Genomic DNA, 17,684 nt, shown 5'->3' with positions numbered 1-17,684 from the left:
GTCGCGAACTATTCTTGGTCAATTAGGCAGTATACTGTCGATCAGGGGAGGGAAGCGTGCGCATCGCCGTCATCGGCGGAGGCCCCGGCGGCCTCTATTTCAGCTATCTCTGGAAGAAGCGCCATCCGGACGCGCATATCGACCTGTTCGAACAGAATCCGGCCGACGCGACCTGGGGCTTCGGCGTGGTGTTTTCCGACCAGGCGATGGAATTCCTGACGGCCGATGATCCCGAAACAGTCGAGGCGATCGCGCCGAGGATGGAGAGCTGGAAGAACATCACGCTCAACCTGCGCGGCGAAAGCGTCGAGATCGATGGCGTCGGATTTTCCTCGATCGGCCGGCTCGACCTCTTGAAGATCCTGCAAGCCCGGGCGGCCTCGGTCGGCGCGTCCTTGCATTTCGATACCCAGGCCTCGCTCGACCAGGTGAACGGTTACGATCTGATCGTGGCGGCAGACGGTCTCAACTCGCTGGTGCGCCGCGCCTTCGAAGGCGATTTCGGTACGTCGCTGTCCTATTCGAGCAACAAGTTTGCCTGGTATGGCACGACCAAGCGCTTCGAGACGCTATCGCAGACCTTCGTTGCGACCGAGCGCGGCAGCTTCAACGCGCACCACTACCGCTACGCGCCCAACATGAGCACGTTCCTGGTCGAGTGCGACCGCGCGACCTGGGAGCATTATGGCTTTGCCTATAAGGACCCCGATCAATCCAAGGCGATTTGCGAAGAGGTGTTTGCCGAGGCGCTCGGCGGCGGCATGCTGATCTCCAACAAGTCGGTATGGCGCAATTTCCCATGGGTCTGGAACGAGCGCTGGTTCTTCAAGAACATGGTGCTGCTCGGCGACGCGCTGCATTCGGCGCATTTCTCGATCGGTTCGGGAACACGGCTTGCCATCGAAGACGCGATTGCCCTGGCAAAGGCGCTGGAATCAGAGGCGCATGTCGCAACCGCGCTTGCGCGCTACGAGGCTGATCGCAAACCGATCGTGAAGAAGCTCGTGACCGCCGCGCGCACCAGCGCCGACTGGTATGCCAACTTCGCCGATCATATGAAGCTCGATATGATGGATTTTGCATACAGCTACATCACCCGCTCGGGGCGCATCGACGACGCGCGCCTGCGCGCAATGTCCCCCGCCTTCATGGCGCGATATGAGGCATCGCGGCCAGGCCTCGCCCAGGGAGGTGCGGCATGATGACCGATCAAGTCCCGCAGGACAGCGATGGCGCGCGCGAGATCGGATTTTCGGTTCCCGAGGTCTACAATGCGAGCCGGGTTCTCTTCGACAATCTCACGCACAACGGCGCGCGCCTCGCACTGACCGGCCCGTTTGGCGATGTGAGCTATGCCGAACTCTGCGCGCAGGCCTCGCGCTGGGGCCACGGGCTGACCTCACTCGGGCTCAAGCGCGGCGACCGCGTGTTGATGTTCCTGGACGACACGCCGGCCTATCCGGCGGCGTTCTTCGGCGCAGTGCGGGCCGGCTTCGTGCCGCTGTTGATCAACACGCTGACGCCGCCGGACCTGCTGCAGTTCTACCTGTCGGATTCCGGCGCGCGGATCGCCGTCGCCGAGGCCGAATTTTGCTCGCGTTTCGATGCGGTCGCCTGCAAGGATACGGCGCTGCAGACGCTGATCGTGGTGAACGGCGAAGCCGGCAGCCATGCCGTTCCGAATAGCCTGCTTGCTGGAAACTGGCTGACCGGCTTTCCCGCCGATCTCGCCGAGGCCAATACGCATCGCAACGACATGGCGTTCTGGATGTATTCCTCGGGCTCGACCGGCCGGCCCAAGGGCATCGTCCATCTGCAGCACGACATGACCTACAGCGATCAGGCCTATGCACGGAATTTCCTCAAACTCACCGCCGACGACATCTGCTTCTCCGTGCCGAAGATGTTTTTCGCCTATGGCTTCGGCAACTCGGTGACTTTTCCGTTTTCAGTGGGCGCAGCGACGCTGCTGCTGCGGGCCAGCCCAAGCCGTCCGCGATCTTCGAAGCGATCGCGCGTTACCGTCCAACCGTCTTTTTCGGGCTGCCGACGCTCTATACGTCGCTGACCAAGGCCGACGGCGCCGGCAAGACCGATTTCTCCTCACTGCGTCTGTCGGTATCGGCCGCCGAAGTCCTTTCGTCCGAAGTCTTCAACGGCTGGAAGAGTCTCACCGGGCTTGAAATCATGGAGGGCCTCGGTTCGACCGAGGTGCTGCACATTTATCTCTCGAACCGGCCAGAGAAGAAAAAGCTCGGCGCCGCCGGACTCCGGGTACCCGGCTACGAAATCGCGCTCAGAGACAGCGACGGCAACGAGGTCGGCGACGAAGCGGAAGGCATTTTGTGGGTGCGCGGCGATTCCAACACGCCGCTGTACTGGAACCGGCCCGACAAGTCCGCCGAGACCATCCGCGAAGGCGGCTGGATCTATACCGGCGACCGCTTCGTGCGCGACGCCGACGGCTTCTACTTCTTCCGTGGCCGTGCTGACGATCTGATCAAGATTTCCGGACAATGGGTCTATCCGCTCGAGGTCGAACTGTGTCTGGCCGAACATCCGGACGTGCGCGAATGCGCGGTGTTTGCCGCCGAGTTGCCGGACCGCCGCATGACGCTCAAGGCCGTCGTCGTCATGAACAAGGTCGCGGCCAACGATGACGAAACGGCAAAGATCCTGCAGGATTTCGTCAAGGCAAAGCTGTTGCCTTACAAATATCCGCGCGAGATCAAGTTCGCGGGCGAACTACCCAAGACCGGGACCGGCAAGATCGATCGTCAGGCCGTGATGCGGATGTAGCGCAGCGGCTGGCGAGAGGAACCTCTCGGTGGCAATGACCGTTGTAACGTTCGCATGCATCAAAAATCCGTGTTGATCTCCGGCGCCGGGATCGCCGGGCCGACCCTTGCCTATTGGCTTAAGGCGGCGGGATTCTCGCCGACCCTTGTCGAAAGCGCGCCCGCACTGCGCAGCGGCGGCTATGTCATCGATTTTTGGGGCCTGGGTTACGACATTGCCGAACGGATGGGGCTGCTGGATCAAATCAACGATGTTGGCTACAGGGTCCGCGAGATGCGGATCGTTGGTGATGGAAGTCGGCGCCTGGCCGGATTCGGAACAGATACTTTTACCGAACTGACCGGCGGGCGCTTTGTGACCTTGGCGCGAAGCGACCTTTCAAGACTGTTGTTTGCGACCGTCAAGGACAGGACGGAAACGATCTTCGGCGACGAGATCGTCGACCTTCGCCAGCAGGCCGATTGTGTCGAGGTCCGGTTCAGACGGGCCGGGCTGCGCAGGTTCGACTTGCTGGTCGGCGCCGACGGCCTGCACTCCGCCGTCCGGCGGCTCGCCTTTGGTCCTCAGACGCAATTCGAAAAAGAACTCGGCTACGCGGTTGCGGCCTTCGAAGCCCGCGGCTATCGCCCGCGCGACGAAAACGTCTACATCATGTACGGACAGCCGGGGCTGATGCTCGGACGATTCACCAAGCGCGAGGACAGAACGCTGTTTCTGTTCGTCTTTACGAGCGATCGCGACGCGCTGCCATCACGGCTTGAGCTTCAGAAGGCTTTCCTGCGCGAAAAATATCGCGACGCCGCCTGGGAAGTCCCGCGCATTCTCGACGAACTGGAGCGGGCGCCGGAACTATATCTCGACCATGTCAGCCAGATCAGAATGGGGCACTGGTCGAAGGGCCGCGTCGCACTGGTTGGCGATGCGGCGTTCTGCGTTTCGCTGCTCGCCGGACAGGGCTCGGCACTAGCCATGATATCGGCCTTCGCCCTCGCGGGCGAACTTGCGCGCGCTGGCGGACGGCATGAGGAGGCCTTCGCGCGATACGAGGCGTTGCTGCGATCCTATGTCGAAGCCAAACAGCGCGGCGCGGAACGCTTTGCAGGAGCCTTCGCACCAAAGACCAGATGGGGCCTGCTCTTTCGCAACCAGGTCGCAAGGGCACTTGCTTTTCCCGGACTGGCCAAACTGCTGATCGGCCGCGACATCATCGATCGGTTGCAGCTGCCGGACTACGACTGGGCCGCCGCAGAAACGGCAGGCTAAGCCTTCAGCCCCGTGCCGCCATAGAGCCAGGCCAGATCGCCATACCATTCTTCCTGCGATTTCGCACTCATGATGGCGTTGCGCAGCCGCGCATGCTCGCCGGAAGGGTGATAGATGTGTTCGCCAATCGCGCGCGAGAGCATCTGGACCTTCGCGGTGCGCGGAAAGCGCAGCTCGCGGTACTTTTGCAGACCGCTTTCGTGGTCGCCCCGATGGCTGCCGAGCATATGCGACAGGCACACCGCGTCTTCCATCGCCTGACAAGCGCCTTGGGCGAGATATTGCAGCGTGGGGTGCGCGGCATCACCCAGGAGCACGACGCGCCCATCGACCCAGCGCTCGATCGGATCGCGGTCGCAGAGCACCCAGAGCTTCCAATCGATGCCGTGATGGATAATTTCTCGCGCGCGCTGATGGATATGCGCAAATCCTTTCATGACCTCTTCCTTCGACACCGCCTTGCCGGCGACCGGCTCCGGCGCGTCGTTGTGGCAGGTGATGGCGAGATTGAACACCTTCCAGCCCGACAGCGGATAATGCACGAGATGGCATTTCGGGCCGGCCCAGAGTGTCGCCGCGTTCCAGCGCAGATCTTCCGGCATCTGCTCGGTCGGGATCACGGAACGATATGTCGTGTGGCCTGACACGCGGGGCTTGCCGTCGCCCGCAACCTGCTTGCGGACATTCGACCACAGACCGTCGGCACCGATCAGGAGCGAGCCGGTAACACGATCGCCCGATGCGAGCCTGGCCGTGACCGACGTGCCGTCCTGGTCATAGCTCACGACCTCCGAGCTGACGCGTAATTCGATCAGTTCGCTGTCCCGGCAGGCCTTGAGGAACACGCCATGCAGATCACCGCGATGCACGACGGCATAGGGATTGCCGAAGCGCGTGCGAAAGGCGTCGCCGAGATCGACGTGGCAAATCTCCTCGGCCGTCATCGCATCCATCAGGCGCAGATGATCGACATAGACGGCCATGTTGCGTGCGGCCTCGCCGACGCCGAGATAGTCGAAGGCATGGAAGGCGTTTGGGCCGAGCTGGATACCGGCACCGATTTCGCCCAGCGCGGAGGCCTTCTCCAGCAGAATCGAACGGATGCCTTTTTGTGCGAGCCCGAGCGCCACCGCGAGGCCGCCAATCCCGCCGCCCGCGATCAAGACGGGCTTGGCGTTGTTGCCGGCCATCAGCTCCCTCTCCCCAAATGCTCGAGCGCATCCTCGGCGCGCAGCGGCACGCGCGAGGACTCGTTGTTGAGATCGACGAGCTGCTCGAGCAGCGTCAACAGGGTCTTGCGATCGGCTGGCTTTAACGGCTGCAAGATCCGCGACTGCACGCGATCGACCGCCGGCGTGATGTCGCGCAGCAGGTTGCTGCCCGCCTTGGTCAGGTACAAAAGCTTGACCCGCTTGTCCTCGGGCGCAGGTTTGCGTTCGATATAGCTCTTGGTTTCCAGGCGCTCGATCACGCTGCCGAGCGTCGAGCGGTCGAACGCGATGACAGCGGAAAGTCGCGTCGCGTCGATGCCGGGATGGGTGCGGATCGCGATCAGTGCCGCATATTGCACCGGCGTCAGATCGAAATCCCTGCACTCTTCGACGAAGATCGCGACCGCGATCTGCTGCATCCGGCGAAACAGATAACCGGGCGCGGTGTAGACCGCGTCCATCGTGCCATTGTCCCTGTTATTCGGCATCGGGCTGCCGCTCCGGTGCTGCGTCCGCAAATGCCTTGAGCTCTTTCGCGGCCGCCTCCGCCTTCAATAGCCGTGGAAACGCGGCGACATCGACGCCGAAGCGACGGGCATTGGCGAGCTGAGGGACCAGGCACAGATCGGCCATGGTCGGCGCGTTGCCAAAGCAGAACGGTCCGTCTTCGTGCGCGATCAGCTTCTCGCAGGCGACAAGACCTTCGCGATTGGCCCATGCCGCCCATTCCGTGACCTTCTCCTCGGAAAGTCCGAGTTCGCGCAGTCGCGCGAGCACTTTCAGGTTCTGGACCGGATGAATGTCGCAGGCGATGGCCTGCGCGAAGGCTCGCACATGCGCGCGGCGCAGCGGGTCCTTCGGCAATAGCGGCGGTTCGGGATGGATTTCATCGAGCCATTCGATGATGGCCAGCGATTGGGTGAGAATGGCGCCGTCCTCGCCCTGAATCGTCGGAACCAGGCCTTGCGGGTTGATGGCGAGATAACCGGGGGCCCGCTGCTCGCCCTTGCGCAGGTGATAGCTGAGCTGTTCCGCGCTTAACCCTTTCAGGTTCAACGCAATTCTAACGCGATAGGACGCGCTGCTGCGGAAATAACCGTGCAGTTTCATCGCTGGCCTCCCATTGTTCTTTTTGGTTCGGCTCCGTGCGGGCCGTGATTGACGGTAGCTAAATTGGCAGTATACTGTCAATCAACAAACAATACCGTGGAGGAACGAGCGATGGAAGCCGTAGCCAAGACGCCGGAACGCGAAGCGTTCTACAAGAAGATCGACGGCGAAAATCTTTCCGCACTGTGGAACGTGCTCGGTGACCTCGTCACGCCGGAGCCGAGAAGCGCTTGTCAGCCTCATCTGTGGAAGTTCGATGCGATCCGCGCCTACATGAACGAGGCCGGGAAGCTGATCACGGCCAAGGAAGCCGAACGTCGCGTGCTGGTTTTGGAAAATCCGGGATTGCGCGGCCAGTCGAAGATCACGACCTCGCTGTTCGCCGGCGTGCAGATGGTGGTGCCGGGCGACATTGCGCCGGCGCATCGTCACAGCCAATCGGCGTTGCGCTTCGTGCTCGAGGGTCAGGGCGCCTACACTGCCGTTGACGGCGAACGCACCGCGATGTCGCCGGGTGACTTCGTCATTACGCCAGCCTGGACCTGGCACGACCATTCCAACGAGACATCCGAGAACATGTTCTGGCTCGACGGCCTCGACATTCCGATGGTGCAGTTCTTTGACGCCTCTTTCGCCGAACAATCGAAGGAAGACCAGCAGAAGATCAGCCGCCCCGCGGGAGACAGCTTCGCGCGCTACGGCCACAACCTGTTGCCGGTCGACGAGAAGCGCAAATCCAAGACCTCGCCGATCTTCAACTATCCTTATTCTTATACGCGCGAGGCGCTTGAAAAAGCCAAACAGCGCGGCGAATGGGACGCCTGCCACGGGTTGAAGCTGAAATTCTCCAACCCCGAGACCGGCGATTTCGCGATGCCGACCATCGGCACCTTCATCCAGTTGCTGCCGAAGGGTTTCAAGACCGCGCGTTACCGCTCGACCGATGCCACCGTATTCGCGGCGATCGAGGGCAAGGGCCGCACGCGGGTGGGCGAGCAGACCTTTGAGTGGGGTCCGCGCGATCTGTTCGTGGTGCCGAGCTGGCAGTGGGTCACGCATGAAGCGGACACGGATTCGGTGCTGTTCTCGTTCTCCGATCGCCCGGTGCAGCAGAAGCTCGATCTGTTCCGCGAGGATCGCGGCAACGCTTAAAAGAAACGCCGCTGTTCTGTCCACCGTCATGGCCGGGCTTGAGCCGGCCATCCGCGTCTTTTGCCGCCGTGAAAGCAAGCAAGACGTGGATGCCCGCAACAAGCGCGGGCATGACGACCGTTGCCATCACTCACCGCCAGTGCAACAGCCGCCGCTCTAACCGGCTGATCAGCCATCCAACTGCCAGCCCAAACAGCGACAGGATGACGACGCCGGCCAGCAACTGATCGGTCTGCATCAGGTTGCCGGCCTGCAACACGAATGCACCGATGCCGTATTCGGCGCCGATCATTTCGGCGCTCACCACCAGCAGCAGCGCGACCGAGGCGGTGATCCGAAAGCCGGCCAGGATCGACGGCAAGGCGCCCGGCCAGATCACGCGGCGGACGATCGTCGCAAACGGCACGTTGAAGCTCTGCGCCATCCGGATCAGGTTACGCGGCACCGCGTCGACGCCGCTATAGACCGCGATAGCGGTGGAGAAGAACACGCCGAGCGCGATGGTTGCGATCTTCGGCTCTTCGCCGATGCCGAGCCACAGGATCAAGAGCGGCAACAGCGCGATCTTCGGGATCGGAAACAGCGCCGAGATGAAGGTGATGCCGACGCTGCGCGCTATCGTCGAAAGCCCGATCGAAAAGCCGACGACAATCCCGGCAGCGGTGCCCAAGAGCCGGCCGCTGCCGATGCGCAGGACCGAATAGGCCAAATGCTGCCAGAGCGTCCCCGACGAGGCGAGCTCAATCATCGCGCGGAGGATCGACAACGGCGGCGGCAGAAAGACCGGATTGACCAGCGACAGGCTGCCGGCCAGCTGCCAGAGCCCGATCACCAGCACGATCGCGGCGACACCGGCGTAGCGGGAGGTCTGCGGCACAAAGCCGGCGCCGCGAAAGGCAACGTTGCGTAACCCGTCACGATCGGTATGCGCGAGGCGAGGCCCGTCGGCGCCGCGATCAAGCATGCTGAACCTCGCGTTCGGCGTCGATCGCCTCGGTGCGGATCAGCGACCACAGCTCGCCTTGTATCTCCCGCAGCTTTTCCCGCGCGGCAGTCTCGCCGCGTTCGGCGCGCGTCATCGGGATGGCGACGATCCGGCGAATGCGCCCAGGGCGGCGCGACAGCACCATGACACGATCAGCCAGCCGCACGGCTTCCTCGAGATTGTGGGTGACATAGAGGGCGCCCATCGCGGCATCGGCAAGCAACCTGACAAAATCTTCCAACAACAATTCGCGGGTTTGCGAATCGAGCGCCGACAATGGCTCGTCCATCAGCAGGATCGCCGGCTTCACCGCCAGCGCCCGCGCGATGCCGACGCGCTGGCGCATGCCGCCGGAAAGCTGTTTCGGATAGGCCGTTCGAAATTCCGAGAGGCCGGTGCGCGACAGCACGTCTTCGACCACCCCGCGCCGCGTGGCAGGATCGGGCACCGCGTGCAGCATCGGAAATTCGACGTTCTCCGCCACCGTACACCATGGCAGCAGCGCAAAATCCTGGAAGACGAAAGTCAGCGGGTTGAGACTTTCCGGAGGCGCCGTGCCACGCAGTTTTGCGGCACCCGAAGATGGCTGCAACAATCCGCCCAGGATCGAGAGCAACGTGCTCTTGCCGCAGCCGGACGGACCGACGATGGCCACCACCTCGCCGGCGCCAACCGTGAACGATACGTCGTCCAGCACGTCGAGCGCGCCGAAGCGATGCGAGATATGGTCGGCGATCAGGTCCATATGATGTCTTGGTTTACTATGTCATTCCGGGATGGTCCAAAGGACCAGACCCGGAATCTCGAGATTCTCCGGTGTGCAAGAGCACACCATAGTTCGATGCTTCGCATCGCCCCGGAATGACGGCTTGAACAGCACCAGGAATCAATACGGCTTCACGAAATCCCTGGAAATGATGGCATCCGCGGTCACGCCCTTGTCGACAAAACCCTGGGCCTGCATCCACTCGATCTGGTTGGCGACGTTCTTGACGTCCAGCCTGCCGTCCGGATCGATATAGGCGCAATTGCCGACCACCTGTTCCAGCGGGAGGCTGGTATATTTGGCGATGATCTCGAGCAGCGGCCGGGTCTTGTCGTTGAGCGGCGCCTCGCCGTCCTTCACGGCGGTCAGGATCACATCGTGATATTCGCGCTCCGCGCGTTCGATCGCCCCGAGCAGTTTGCTGACGAGATCCTTCTTTGCCAGGGTCTTTGGCGCGGCAAATACCGCACCGACCTGCCATGGCGTCTCATCGCCGACCCAGCCGAGCAGCTTGATGCCGCCCTCGTCCATGAGCTTTCGCGCCGCCGATACCGGCAACAGCGCCGCATCGACCGTCTCGCCCTTCAGCGCAGCGCCGACATTGGACAGCGACTGCATCGGCACCAGCTTCATCTCGGAGAGTTTGAAGCCGTATTTGTCGGCGAGCAGCCCGAGCGAATAATGAAAACTCGAGCCGACCTGCGTCATCGCGATCCGTTTTCCCGCGAGATCCTTCGGCGTCTTGAGCCCGCTGGCATAGGCCTTCTCGGTCGCGAAATATCCGATCAGCGGATAGCCGGCTTTTTCATGGCTCATGCCCGCGATCACCTTCAGCGTGCCCTTGCCGGCGAGATTATAAAGACCGGCGGTCAGCGACGTGACGCCGAAATCGATGTCGCCTGACGTGACGGCGACCGCGACCGGCTGCGCCGCATCGAAGAATTTCAGCTCGACCTCAAGTCCCGCATCGCGAAAATAGCCCTTGTCCTGCGCGATGAAGACCGGTGCCGACGATGACAGCCGCAAGACGCCGATCTTGATTTTGGTTTCCTGGGCACTCGCGCCTGCCACGGTTGCCAACACCAGCAGCAAAGAGAGCGAAATGTGTTTGAACGCCTCGATCCAGCTTTTGGGCCGGCAAGCGGACGTTTTGAAGAATGTGAGAGGCAAGTCGGAATTCCGGTGGATCGGGTGATTATAATGCCCTGCGCTGGATTTTTTTGCTATCGAAGATCGGCAGCATCGCGACATAGTGCGGATACCAAAATCGAAGGCTGGGCATGGGCATCACCGGAACGAAGCGCATCATTCTTACTCTGGCCGGTCTTCTGTCAGCGATCGTGCTTGCCGCGTCTCCCGCCATTGCCGTGGAACAATGCCGGTTCATTCAGGCCAAGGCAGAACGCGAGGCCTGTTATGCGCGGCAGGAAGCGGATCTCGCCGCCAAGCGCGCCAAGCCGGAGCCGAAGCGCGACAGCACCATGGAAGCACTCCAGCAGATGAAGCAGGAAGACGCGGAACTGAACCGTCAGCTTCACGGCATCTGCCGCGGCTGCTGAACCAGCGTTCTTTGAAACCTCGTACTACCCCGCGATCAAATCCGCCCACGTCGCGAACGCGTCGAGGATTTCCGTCATCACCTCGCGGTCGCTGCGCCCGGAGCGCGCCAGCACATGGAAGGAATGATCGGCGCCGTCGACCAGATGCAACGTTGCGCGATTGCCGAGACGCTGCGTCACCGGTTCGATCAGCTTCACCTCGGCGAGCGCATCGCGCGTGCCCTGCAGAAACAGCATCGGACATTCGATCTTCACAAGATGCTCGGCGCGATCAGCCGATGGTTTGCCCGCGGGATGCAGTGGGAAGCCGACGAATGCAAGCCCGCGCACGCCCGGCAAAGGCGCAGCCGCTTGCGCCTGCGAGCTCATGCGGCCGCCGAACGATTTTCCGCCCGCAATCAAGCCGAGGCGAGGAAACAGCTCCGCCGCTTTTGCCACCGCGGCGCGCACGGCTGCTTGCGCGATCGGCGGCGGGTCCGGCCGCTTGCCGGCTTTTTCCATATAAGGGAATTGATATCTCAGACTGGCGATGCCGCGCTCGCTCAAGCCATTCGCGAACGCTTCCATGAAGGAATGGGTCATGCCGGCGCCGGCGCCATGGGCAAACACGTAGCAGACGCGCGGTGCGTCGGGAGCAAGCAGTAGCGCCGAGACCGCTCCGGACTTTCCGGTCTCGATCGTCAATTGCTGCGGGCTGTTTGCTTTCATCGTACTTTGGTGGCTGCGATCGGCGCCGGTTGCGCGCCAAAGCTTTCCCATAACCCAGGTTTTCCTATAGCCCACCGCTCGCGCAAAGTGGACAGCGCTCACTATGCCAGAGTTCCACAGGTGGACTGTCAGTCGCTATCTTCCGGCGCCGATGCGGCATTCCCGAACCAATGTCGTAACGCCGGCTGGTGCATGACGGGATGAAAAGCGGTGATGGCGGAAAATCGCATCACGCCGGCTTTGCAATAGGGTTCATCCGCAAGCATGGCATCAAGCGCCGCACGCGAGGCGGCGCGCGCGACCAGCACGCCACCTTTGGCAGGAATGGTGGGCCCGGAGAGCAGGAAGTCACCCTGATCGTAGCCGGACTGCAGAAATGCGCGATGCGCAGCGATCAGTTCGGGCGCGCGCTGCTCGAATGGCACGATATGTTCGCCCTCGAGCAGGAAATGCGTCAGATCTGATCCGGAGGCGGATGCGCCCTCCAGCGCCGCCATGGCGCCGACCGCCGCGCCGGAGAACCACGGCTTGAGCCCTGGTTGATGCTGCACCGGGTCGTATTGCAGCACGCGCTTGAAGCGCATCTTGCCGGCTTTCACGAACGGTTCTTCCTTGAGCAGGCCGTCCAGCACATCGCGCGATGCGGCCCGTGCGGCCAGAAATCCGCCATGCGGCGGGATCTGCAGCCCCGAGAACAAAAAGTACCCTTGATCGTACCCGCTTTGCAGAAAGGTGTGATGACGCGGCTCGAGGTGCGCGAAGCTGGCAAACGGCGCGAGGTGCTCCCCCTCGACAATGAAGTGCTGCACGACGATCTCTCCCTCATTGCCGGCCGCCCGGGCGCACCGCGGCCGGGCTTACACAACTATGTTACCGACCGGTTCGTAACAACGTGACAATTACGAACCGATCGGTTACATGTCAAGCGGGACTGCCGGACATTGGATGCGGGATGGCGACAGCGGCAAAGCGCGGGCGCAAGGCGGAGCAAGCGGCGGAAAGGCCGGCGCGCGAACGCGTGTTCGCGGTCGCGGCCGACCTGTTCTATCGCAAGGGCATTCGCGCGGTCGGCGTCGAGGAAATCGTCAACGAGGCGGGCGTGGCCAAGATCAGCCTGTACCGCAGTTTCAAATCGAAGGACGATCTGATTGTCGCCTATCTCGAGCAGCGCAATGCCGAGTTCTGGCGGCAGTGGGACGAGCGCTTCGCGCGGGTCGCGGAGGATCCGCGGGCGCTGCTGGAGGCGATCATGGATTATCTGGCGCGCCGCACCACGCAGGCCGGCTATCGCGGCTGTCCGTTCATCAATTATGCGGTCGAGTTTCCCGACCCCTCGCATCCGGGGCATCGCGTGGTCGAAGCCAACAAGCGCGAGTGGCGGCGTCGCTTCACGGCGATCACTGAGGCGCTCGGCGCGCCAAAGCCGAAACTGCTCGCGGACAGCCTCTTGCTTGTTGTCGAAGGCAGTTACGCCATCAGCCAGACGCTCGGCGGGCCGAAGGGACCGGGCGGAGCGATCGTGGCCGCGGCACGGGCGATGGTCGACGGGCAGATGCGAAATTGAGGCTGGGTGCCGGCGAACTCCGGCACGTCCGATAAAGGATGGCGATCCCGGGAAGACTCGAACTTCCGACCTACGGTTTAGGAAACCGTCGCTCTATCCGGCTGAGCTACGGGACCGGAGCGCACCGCTGGTGAGCAGCGAAGCTCGCAGGTTCAATATCAGAGCCGGTGATGAACCGCCAGAGCCGCTTCCCGTGGCTGACTTCGCAGCCGCGGACGACGACTGCGTGACGGTGTCGGGCCGGCGCCAGCGCCTTGACGCGAGGCGCGCCAACCACCGGCAAAATCTCGGTGGAACCGAACAAGGGCCGAAAATTCCAGCCTCTGACGATGCCGATCTTGAATCCTAACGGCGAATTAACGCCGGATTGATAGAGACGGGACGGATTTTTCGATTCAAAGAGGCGAGCGGATGCGTCATCTCACGGTCTATCAGCGTCTCGCGATGATCATTGCGGTGCTCGCGATCGCGTTCTTCGCGGTCTCGGTCGTGCAGATCCTGGTGCTGCGCGAATCCGTCCTCGACGAGCGGCGCACCACCGTCCGCGGTCTCGTGGAAGCAGCGCAGAAGATTCTGGCCCATTACGAAGACGAAGCCAAGGCCGGCAGGATCTCGCCCGACCAGGCCCGTCAAATCGCCTTTGCCTCGATCGGCGCGATGCGCTGGGGCGAAAATTCGGACTATATCGGCGTCTACGGGGCGGGAAACGCCGACGCCGGCGTCACCTATGTGCACGGCAATCCAAAATACGTGAATGTGAATCGCTGGGAGTACAAGGACAGCCACGGCCGGCCGATCATACAGGACATCGTGCAAACGGCGCGTTCGGGCGGCGGCTTTGATGAATATCTGGCGCCCCGCTCTTCGGGCGGCCCGGAACTGCGCAAGCTTTCCTATGTCGGTTCGTTCGGATCAGGAGACCGGCAGCTGGCGCTCCAGGCCGGCGTCTATGTCGACGATATCGAGGCGGAGGTCTTTCACCGCGCATTATGGGCCGGCATCGGCGGGCTGACCGGACTGGCCGTGGCCGTCCTGGTGGCGTTCTGGCTCGGACGCGGCCTGGTCGCTCCGCTGGCGCAAGCCTGCAGCGCCATGGACCAACTGACCAAAGGCAACCACAGCTTCGAGATCCCGTTCACCGACCGCAAGAACGAGATCGGCCAGATCGCCCGAAGCCTGAGTATCTTCAAGGACCACCTGACCGAGACAACGAAGCTTCGTGCCGAACAGGAGGAAGCCAAGGCGCGTGCCACGCGGGATCGTCACGCGGTGCTCGCGCAGATCGCCGACGAATTCGAGCGCGATGTCGGCGGCATCGTCAGCGGAACGGCCCATGCTGCCGGCGATCTGAAGAACTCGGCGTCATCGATGACCGCCATCGCCGACGGCGTCACCGATCAGGGAACCAGGGTCGCATCCGCCGCGGAGCAGACCGCCGCAAACGTGCAAACGGTCGCGGCAGCGGCCGAAGAGCTGTCATCTTCCATCAGCGAGATTGCCCGCCAGGTGACGCAGTCCGCCTCGATTTCGCAGAATGCCGTGGGCCAGGCGACGCGAACCGAAGCCATGGTCACGAAACTGGTGGACGCCACGCAAAAGATCGGCGAGGTCATCGCGCTGATCCAGACGATCGCCGGACAAACCAATTTGCTGGCGCTCAACGCGACAATCGAATCGGCGCGCGCCGGAGAGGCCGGCAAGGGCTTTGCCGTCGTGGCCAACGAGGTCAAGGCGCTGTCGGCGCAAACGGCCAAGGCGACCGAGGAGATCACGAGCCAGATCGGCGCCATCCGCGACGCCACCGGTTCGACCGCCAATGCCATCCGCGAGATCGGCGAGACCATTGGCCAGATGAACGAGATCACCAACGCGATTGCCGCAGCCGTCGAGGAACAGGGCGCGGCAACCCAGGAGATCGCCCGAAGCGTGCAGCAGGCCTCGCAGGGAACGCAGGACGTGCTGCAGAACATCTTCGGCGTGCGCGCGGCATCGGATCAGGTCGGTGCCGCCTCGGCGCTGGTCCGCAATGCCGCCGGCCAGCTCAGCGCGCAGTCCGAAGAACTCAAGAGCGCCACCGGAAAGTTTCTGTCCAACATCCGCGCGGCCTGACGCGAGGCTCTGTCAATCGCGACCATCTACTGGCGTTCCAGGCCAGCCTTCTCGATGATCGGAATCAGCCGCTCCCGCTCCGCGGCGAGAAAGGCATTCGCGCCGGCTTGCGTCACGTCTGATCTGACTTCGAGCCCTGAGGCCTGCAACGCGGCAGCAAATTCCGCTTGCCTCGCTATCGCGCCCGTCGCCTCGGAAATCTGTTCGGTGATCGGCTGCGGTGTCGCCGCCGGTGCCAGCACGCCGCAGGTCAGCCCGACGACGAGCCCCGGCAGGGTTTCGAGCGCCGCCGGAATATCCGGCGCCGCCTTGAGCCGTGCCGGCGCGCAAACCGCCAGGATGCGCAGGTTGCCGGCGCGGTGAAAATCCAGCACCTGGCTCGTGACGTTGGGCGTCATCATCGGCACCACGCCTGAGATGACGTCGATCAGGCCGGGTCCGGCGCCACGATAGGGGACGTGCAGGATGGCCGGCGTGTTGGTGAGCTGCTTGAACAATTCGCCGGCAAGATGGGTCACCGTGCCGGTGCCGGCCGAGGCGTAAGACAGCTTGGCCTGATGGCCTTGCGCATATCTGATGAATTCGTCGAAAGTCGTGGCGGGGACGCCCGGGTGGACCACGATGGCCGTCGACGACGTCGCGATCATCGATATGGCGGCAAAATCCTTCTGCCCGTCATAGGGCGGATGCAGCAAGAGATAGGGCGCAATGATCTGCGAGCTGGTGTCGCCGAACAACAGCGTGTAGCCGTCAGGCCGCGCATGGGCGACACTGGCCGCGCCAATCGTGCCGCCGCCGCCTCCCTGGTTCTCGACGACGATGGTGCCGAACGGCTTCATCCGGTCAGCCCAGATTCGCGCCATCGCGTCCACCACGCCGCCCGGCGCATAGGGAACGACGAGGCGCACCGGGCTGGCCGGATATTTCGGTTGTGCGACGGCAAGAGATCTCAGCGCCAGTGGCGCGGCAAGAGCCGCGGCGCCTCCTCCGATGAAGTGCCGCCGATCTGTTCGCCGATCCGGCACGTTGCCTCCCGAATTGATTTTCCGCGAGCGTATCGTCTGCACAAGACCGGAGTCGAGAACGGATCGATGCATGGCGCACCGCTCAAATCGGCGCGGGCGAGATATTGACATCGTCCCGGGGATGTCGACTCCTCGTCGAGGCCGCGCCGAACGCTGCGGCCAGGCGTGCTTCCCCGCGCGCTTTCAAGAACACGGTTCAAGGAGCCAGCCATGTCGTTGCCGCCTTATTCGTCCAAACAGACTGCCAGCCGCGAATTTGCCTGGCCGAACGGCGCCAGGATTGCGGTCGTGGTGACATGCCTGTGGGAGAACTGGTCAGGCGACAAGGGCCCGCCCTTCTCGGTGCAGACCACCTCGCTCAAGCCTGGCACGCATGACCGTGCCGCGATGACCTGGGGCACCTATGGCACCCGCAACGGGGTGTGGCGGCTGTTGAAGATCCTCAATGAGCACCAGGCGCCCTCGACATTCGTCGCCAATGCGCAGTCGATGGAATTTGCGCCCGACGCGGTCGAACATATCCTGAAGTCCGGACATGAAATCGCGGCGCATTCCTATACCCAGGATGCGTTGATGGCCTATCTCAAGCCCGACGAAGAACGCGCCATGGTCGAGAAATGCGTTGCTGTGTTCAACAAGCTGACCGGGGCGCCGCCGAAAGGATGGCTCAGCCCGGTTCTGGCACCGACGGCCGATACCGAGGAGATCATCGCAGACGCGGGTTTTCTCTGGTACGGCGACTACAACAACATCGACCTGCCCTTCTGCGTCGACACCAAGAAGGGCATGCTGGTGGCGCTGCCGCACACCGACTTCGCCGACCATCGCGTGCTGCGTGCCAATCCCCGCGACTGGTTCGAGGTCTACAAGGATACGTTCGACTATCTCTACGCCAACGAGCCGATGCCCTACCTCAATATCACCGTGCACTGCCATTTCGGCGGCCGGCCTCTGATGGCCGCGCAGGTCGATCGCATTCTCAGATACGTTCGCGGCTTTCCCGGCGTCTGGCTCGCGCGTCACGACGAATTGGCGCAGTGGGTCAAGGACAACCAGATCGGGGAGTGGACCAACCAGCAGCGGTTCTTCGGACACCGGGCATAGCCAGGTCCGAAGCGTTGCCGCCCTTCGTGGTCGAACCGCGCGGCCTCAGTAGAGCTTGCGCGTCGTGCCGCTCTTTTCGACCTCGGCCGGCGCGCTGAACGTGCCGAACACGTGGTCGAGCGTCGGATTGCTGACGCCGAACCAGTGCTTTTCGCTGATGAAATGATGGCGCAGATGATATTGCTTGATCCACCGCCCGAACCGAGTTCGCGGCTGGTAGGGGATGTGGGCGACATAATGCACCCATTCGTAGTGCAGGATCGCCAGCATCATGCCGAACAGCGCCGAAGCTGACGCCTCGGCGCCAAAGATCAGCGCGAACAGGCCGG

18 protein-coding genes, 1 tRNA gene and 1 pseudogene are annotated in these 17,684 nt (G+C 62.7%); 9 read left to right on the top strand and 11 right to left on the bottom strand.

Annotated features, from left to right (window positions below; all coding sequences use genetic code 11):
• Window positions 1-56: 56 nt before the first annotated feature.
• The 4 genes and pseudogenes from VFL62_RS09545 (at window position 57) to VFL62_RS09535 (ending at window position 4,062) form a co-directional block, all read left to right on the top strand.
• A complete protein-coding gene (locus tag VFL62_RS09545) occupies window positions 57-1,202 on the top strand; it encodes an FAD-dependent monooxygenase (RefSeq protein ID WP_325172126.1) in 1,146 nt (381 codons plus the stop codon).
• Window positions 1,199-2,322 (top strand): annotated as a pseudogene (locus VFL62_RS09540) (AMP-binding protein); the annotation flags it as partial. The gene VFL62_RS09545 and the pseudogene VFL62_RS09540, both read left to right, overlap by 4 nt.
• A gap of 27 nt (window positions 2,323-2,349) precedes the next feature.
• The gene (locus VFL62_RS26900; protein ID WP_414644666.1) at window positions 2,350-2,799 is read left to right on the top strand and encodes an AMP-binding enzyme; all 450 of its coding nucleotides are present in this window, start codon (window positions 2,350-2,352) and stop codon (window positions 2,797-2,799) included.
• Between the two features lie 54 nt (window positions 2,800-2,853).
• A complete protein-coding gene (locus tag VFL62_RS09535) occupies window positions 2,854-4,062 on the top strand; it encodes an FAD-binding domain (protein ID WP_325172125.1) in 1,209 nt (402 codons plus the stop codon).
• Here VFL62_RS09535 and VFL62_RS09530 read toward each other — a convergent pair.
• Genes VFL62_RS09530 through maiA form a run of 3 tightly spaced genes read right to left on the bottom strand, consistent with a single transcriptional unit; the run spans window position 4,059 to window position 6,383 of the window.
• Window positions 4,059-5,252 carry a 3-hydroxybenzoate 6-monooxygenase gene (locus tag VFL62_RS09530; RefSeq protein ID WP_325172124.1) on the bottom strand — a complete coding sequence of 398 codons (1,194 nt, stop codon included), beginning with the start codon at window positions 5,250-5,252 and terminating at the stop codon, window positions 4,059-4,061. The genes VFL62_RS09535 and VFL62_RS09530 overlap by 4 nt on opposite strands.
• Window positions 5,252-5,761 carry a MarR family transcriptional regulator gene (locus tag VFL62_RS09525; protein ID WP_325172123.1) on the bottom strand — a complete coding sequence of 170 codons (510 nt, stop codon included), beginning with the start codon at window positions 5,759-5,761 and terminating at the stop codon, window positions 5,252-5,254. Before VFL62_RS09525 ends, VFL62_RS09530 begins: the two co-directional genes overlap by 1 nt.
• A complete protein-coding gene (gene maiA / locus VFL62_RS09520; protein WP_325172122.1) occupies window positions 5,751-6,383 on the bottom strand; it encodes a maleylacetoacetate isomerase in 633 nt (210 codons plus the stop codon). Before maiA ends, VFL62_RS09525 begins: the two co-directional genes overlap by 11 nt.
• A gap of 111 nt (window positions 6,384-6,494) precedes the next feature.
• Between maiA and gtdA the strand changes: the two genes are divergently transcribed.
• Entirely contained in the window at window positions 6,495-7,535 is a 1,041-nt protein-coding gene (gene gtdA / locus VFL62_RS09515; RefSeq protein WP_325172121.1) for a gentisate 1,2-dioxygenase, read from the top strand.
• A 130-nt stretch (window positions 7,536-7,665) separates the two neighbouring features.
• Here the strand turns inward: gtdA and VFL62_RS09510 are convergent, their stop codons facing one another.
• The 3 genes from VFL62_RS09510 to VFL62_RS09500 form a co-directional block, all read right to left on the bottom strand.
• A complete protein-coding gene (locus VFL62_RS09510) occupies window positions 7,666-8,499 on the bottom strand; it encodes an ABC transporter permease (protein ID WP_325172120.1) in 834 nt (277 codons plus the stop codon).
• Window positions 8,492-9,265, bottom strand: coding sequence for an ABC transporter ATP-binding protein (locus tag VFL62_RS09505; protein ID WP_325172119.1), 774 nt, complete (start codon window positions 9,263-9,265; stop codon window positions 8,492-8,494). Before VFL62_RS09505 ends, VFL62_RS09510 begins: the two co-directional genes overlap by 8 nt.
• A 141-nt stretch (window positions 9,266-9,406) precedes the next feature.
• Window positions 9,407-10,390, bottom strand: a complete 984-nt coding sequence (locus VFL62_RS09500) for an ABC transporter substrate-binding protein (protein ID WP_414644665.1) — start codon at window positions 10,388-10,390, stop codon at window positions 9,407-9,409.
• A gap of 176 nt (window positions 10,391-10,566) precedes the next feature.
• On the opposite strand from VFL62_RS09500, the gene VFL62_RS09495 reads away from it, so the two are divergent.
• Window positions 10,567-10,845, top strand: coding sequence for a hypothetical protein (locus VFL62_RS09495; RefSeq protein ID WP_325172118.1), 279 nt, complete (start codon window positions 10,567-10,569; stop codon window positions 10,843-10,845).
• Between the two features lie 24 nt (window positions 10,846-10,869).
• Here VFL62_RS09495 and VFL62_RS09490 read toward each other — a convergent pair whose 3' ends face one another.
• Window positions 10,870-11,553 carry an alpha/beta family hydrolase gene (locus tag VFL62_RS09490; RefSeq protein ID WP_325172117.1) on the bottom strand — a complete coding sequence of 228 codons (684 nt, stop codon included), beginning with the start codon at window positions 11,551-11,553 and terminating at the stop codon, window positions 10,870-10,872.
• Between the two features lie 128 nt (window positions 11,554-11,681).
• On the bottom strand, window positions 11,682-12,362 hold the full coding sequence (locus VFL62_RS09485; RefSeq protein WP_325172116.1) for a YciI family protein: 681 nt from the start codon (window positions 12,360-12,362) through the stop codon (window positions 11,682-11,684).
• A gap of 143 nt (window positions 12,363-12,505) precedes the next feature.
• Between VFL62_RS09485 and VFL62_RS09480 the strand changes: the two genes are divergently transcribed.
• Complete coding sequence (locus VFL62_RS09480) at window positions 12,506-13,117, top strand: TetR/AcrR family transcriptional regulator (protein ID WP_325172115.1); 612 nt, start codon at window positions 12,506-12,508, stop codon at window positions 13,115-13,117.
• Window positions 13,118-13,156: 39 nt separating this feature from the next.
• Here the strand turns inward: VFL62_RS09480 and VFL62_RS09475 are convergent.
• Window positions 13,157-13,233, bottom strand: a tRNA-Arg gene (locus VFL62_RS09475).
• Window positions 13,234-13,528: 295 nt separating this feature from the next.
• Between VFL62_RS09475 and VFL62_RS09470 the strand changes: the two genes are divergently transcribed.
• On the top strand, window positions 13,529-15,226 hold the full coding sequence (locus VFL62_RS09470; protein WP_325172114.1) for a methyl-accepting chemotaxis protein: 1,698 nt from the start codon (window positions 13,529-13,531) through the stop codon (window positions 15,224-15,226).
• Window positions 15,227-15,252: 26 nt separating this feature from the next.
• On the opposite strand, the gene VFL62_RS09465 is transcribed toward VFL62_RS09470, so the two are convergent.
• Window positions 15,253-16,251: a tripartite tricarboxylate transporter substrate binding protein gene (locus VFL62_RS09465; RefSeq protein WP_325172113.1), complete on the bottom strand. Its 999-nt coding sequence runs from the start codon at window positions 16,249-16,251 to the stop codon at window positions 15,253-15,255.
• Between the two features lie 210 nt (window positions 16,252-16,461).
• Between VFL62_RS09465 and VFL62_RS09460 the strand changes: the two genes are divergently transcribed.
• The gene (locus VFL62_RS09460; protein WP_325172112.1) at window positions 16,462-17,355 is read left to right on the top strand and encodes a polysaccharide deacetylase family protein; all 894 of its coding nucleotides are present in this window, start codon (window positions 16,462-16,464) and stop codon (window positions 17,353-17,355) included.
• A 45-nt stretch (window positions 17,356-17,400) separates the two neighbouring features.
• Here VFL62_RS09460 and VFL62_RS09455 read toward each other — a convergent pair.
• Window positions 17,401-17,684 (bottom strand): sterol desaturase family protein (locus VFL62_RS09455; RefSeq protein ID WP_325172111.1); only part of this gene is annotated, 284 nt, incomplete at its 5' end.

The organism is Bradyrhizobium sp. (assembly GCF_035701725.1).
GTDB lineage: Bacteria > Pseudomonadota > Alphaproteobacteria > Rhizobiales > Xanthobacteraceae > Bradyrhizobium.
This window is presented reverse-complemented; position numbering and strand designations above follow the sequence as displayed.

Excerpts from the sequence above, each read along its gene's own strand:
- VFL62_RS09535 (WP_325172125.1), top strand. The coding sequence starts at position 2,854 with ATGCATCAAAAATCCGTGTTGATCTCCGGCGCCGGGATCGCCGGGCCG.
- VFL62_RS09530 (WP_325172124.1), bottom strand. The coding sequence starts at position 5,252 with ATGGCCGGCAACAACGCCAAGCCCGTCTTGATCGCGGGCGGCGGGATT.
- VFL62_RS09525 (WP_325172123.1), bottom strand. The coding sequence starts at position 5,761 with ATGCCGAATAACAGGGACAATGGCACGATGGACGCGGTCTACACCGCG.
- maiA (WP_325172122.1), bottom strand. The coding sequence starts at position 6,383 with ATGAAACTGCACGGTTATTTCCGCAGCAGCGCGTCCTATCGCGTTAGA.
- gtdA (WP_325172121.1), top strand. The coding sequence starts at position 6,495 with ATGGAAGCCGTAGCCAAGACGCCGGAACGCGAAGCGTTCTACAAGAAG.
- VFL62_RS09510 (WP_325172120.1), bottom strand. The coding sequence starts at position 8,499 with ATGCTTGATCGCGGCGCCGACGGGCCTCGCCTCGCGCATACCGATCGT.
- VFL62_RS09505 (WP_325172119.1), bottom strand. The coding sequence starts at position 9,265 with ATGGACCTGATCGCCGACCATATCTCGCATCGCTTCGGCGCGCTCGAC.
- VFL62_RS09495 (WP_325172118.1), top strand. The coding sequence starts at position 10,567 with ATGGGCATCACCGGAACGAAGCGCATCATTCTTACTCTGGCCGGTCTT.
- VFL62_RS09490 (WP_325172117.1), bottom strand. The coding sequence starts at position 11,553 with ATGAAAGCAAACAGCCCGCAGCAATTGACGATCGAGACCGGAAAGTCC.
- VFL62_RS09480 (WP_325172115.1), top strand. The coding sequence starts at position 12,506 with ATGGCGACAGCGGCAAAGCGCGGGCGCAAGGCGGAGCAAGCGGCGGAA.
- VFL62_RS09470 (WP_325172114.1), top strand. The coding sequence starts at position 13,529 with ATGCGTCATCTCACGGTCTATCAGCGTCTCGCGATGATCATTGCGGTG.
- VFL62_RS09460 (WP_325172112.1), top strand. The coding sequence starts at position 16,462 with ATGTCGTTGCCGCCTTATTCGTCCAAACAGACTGCCAGCCGCGAATTT.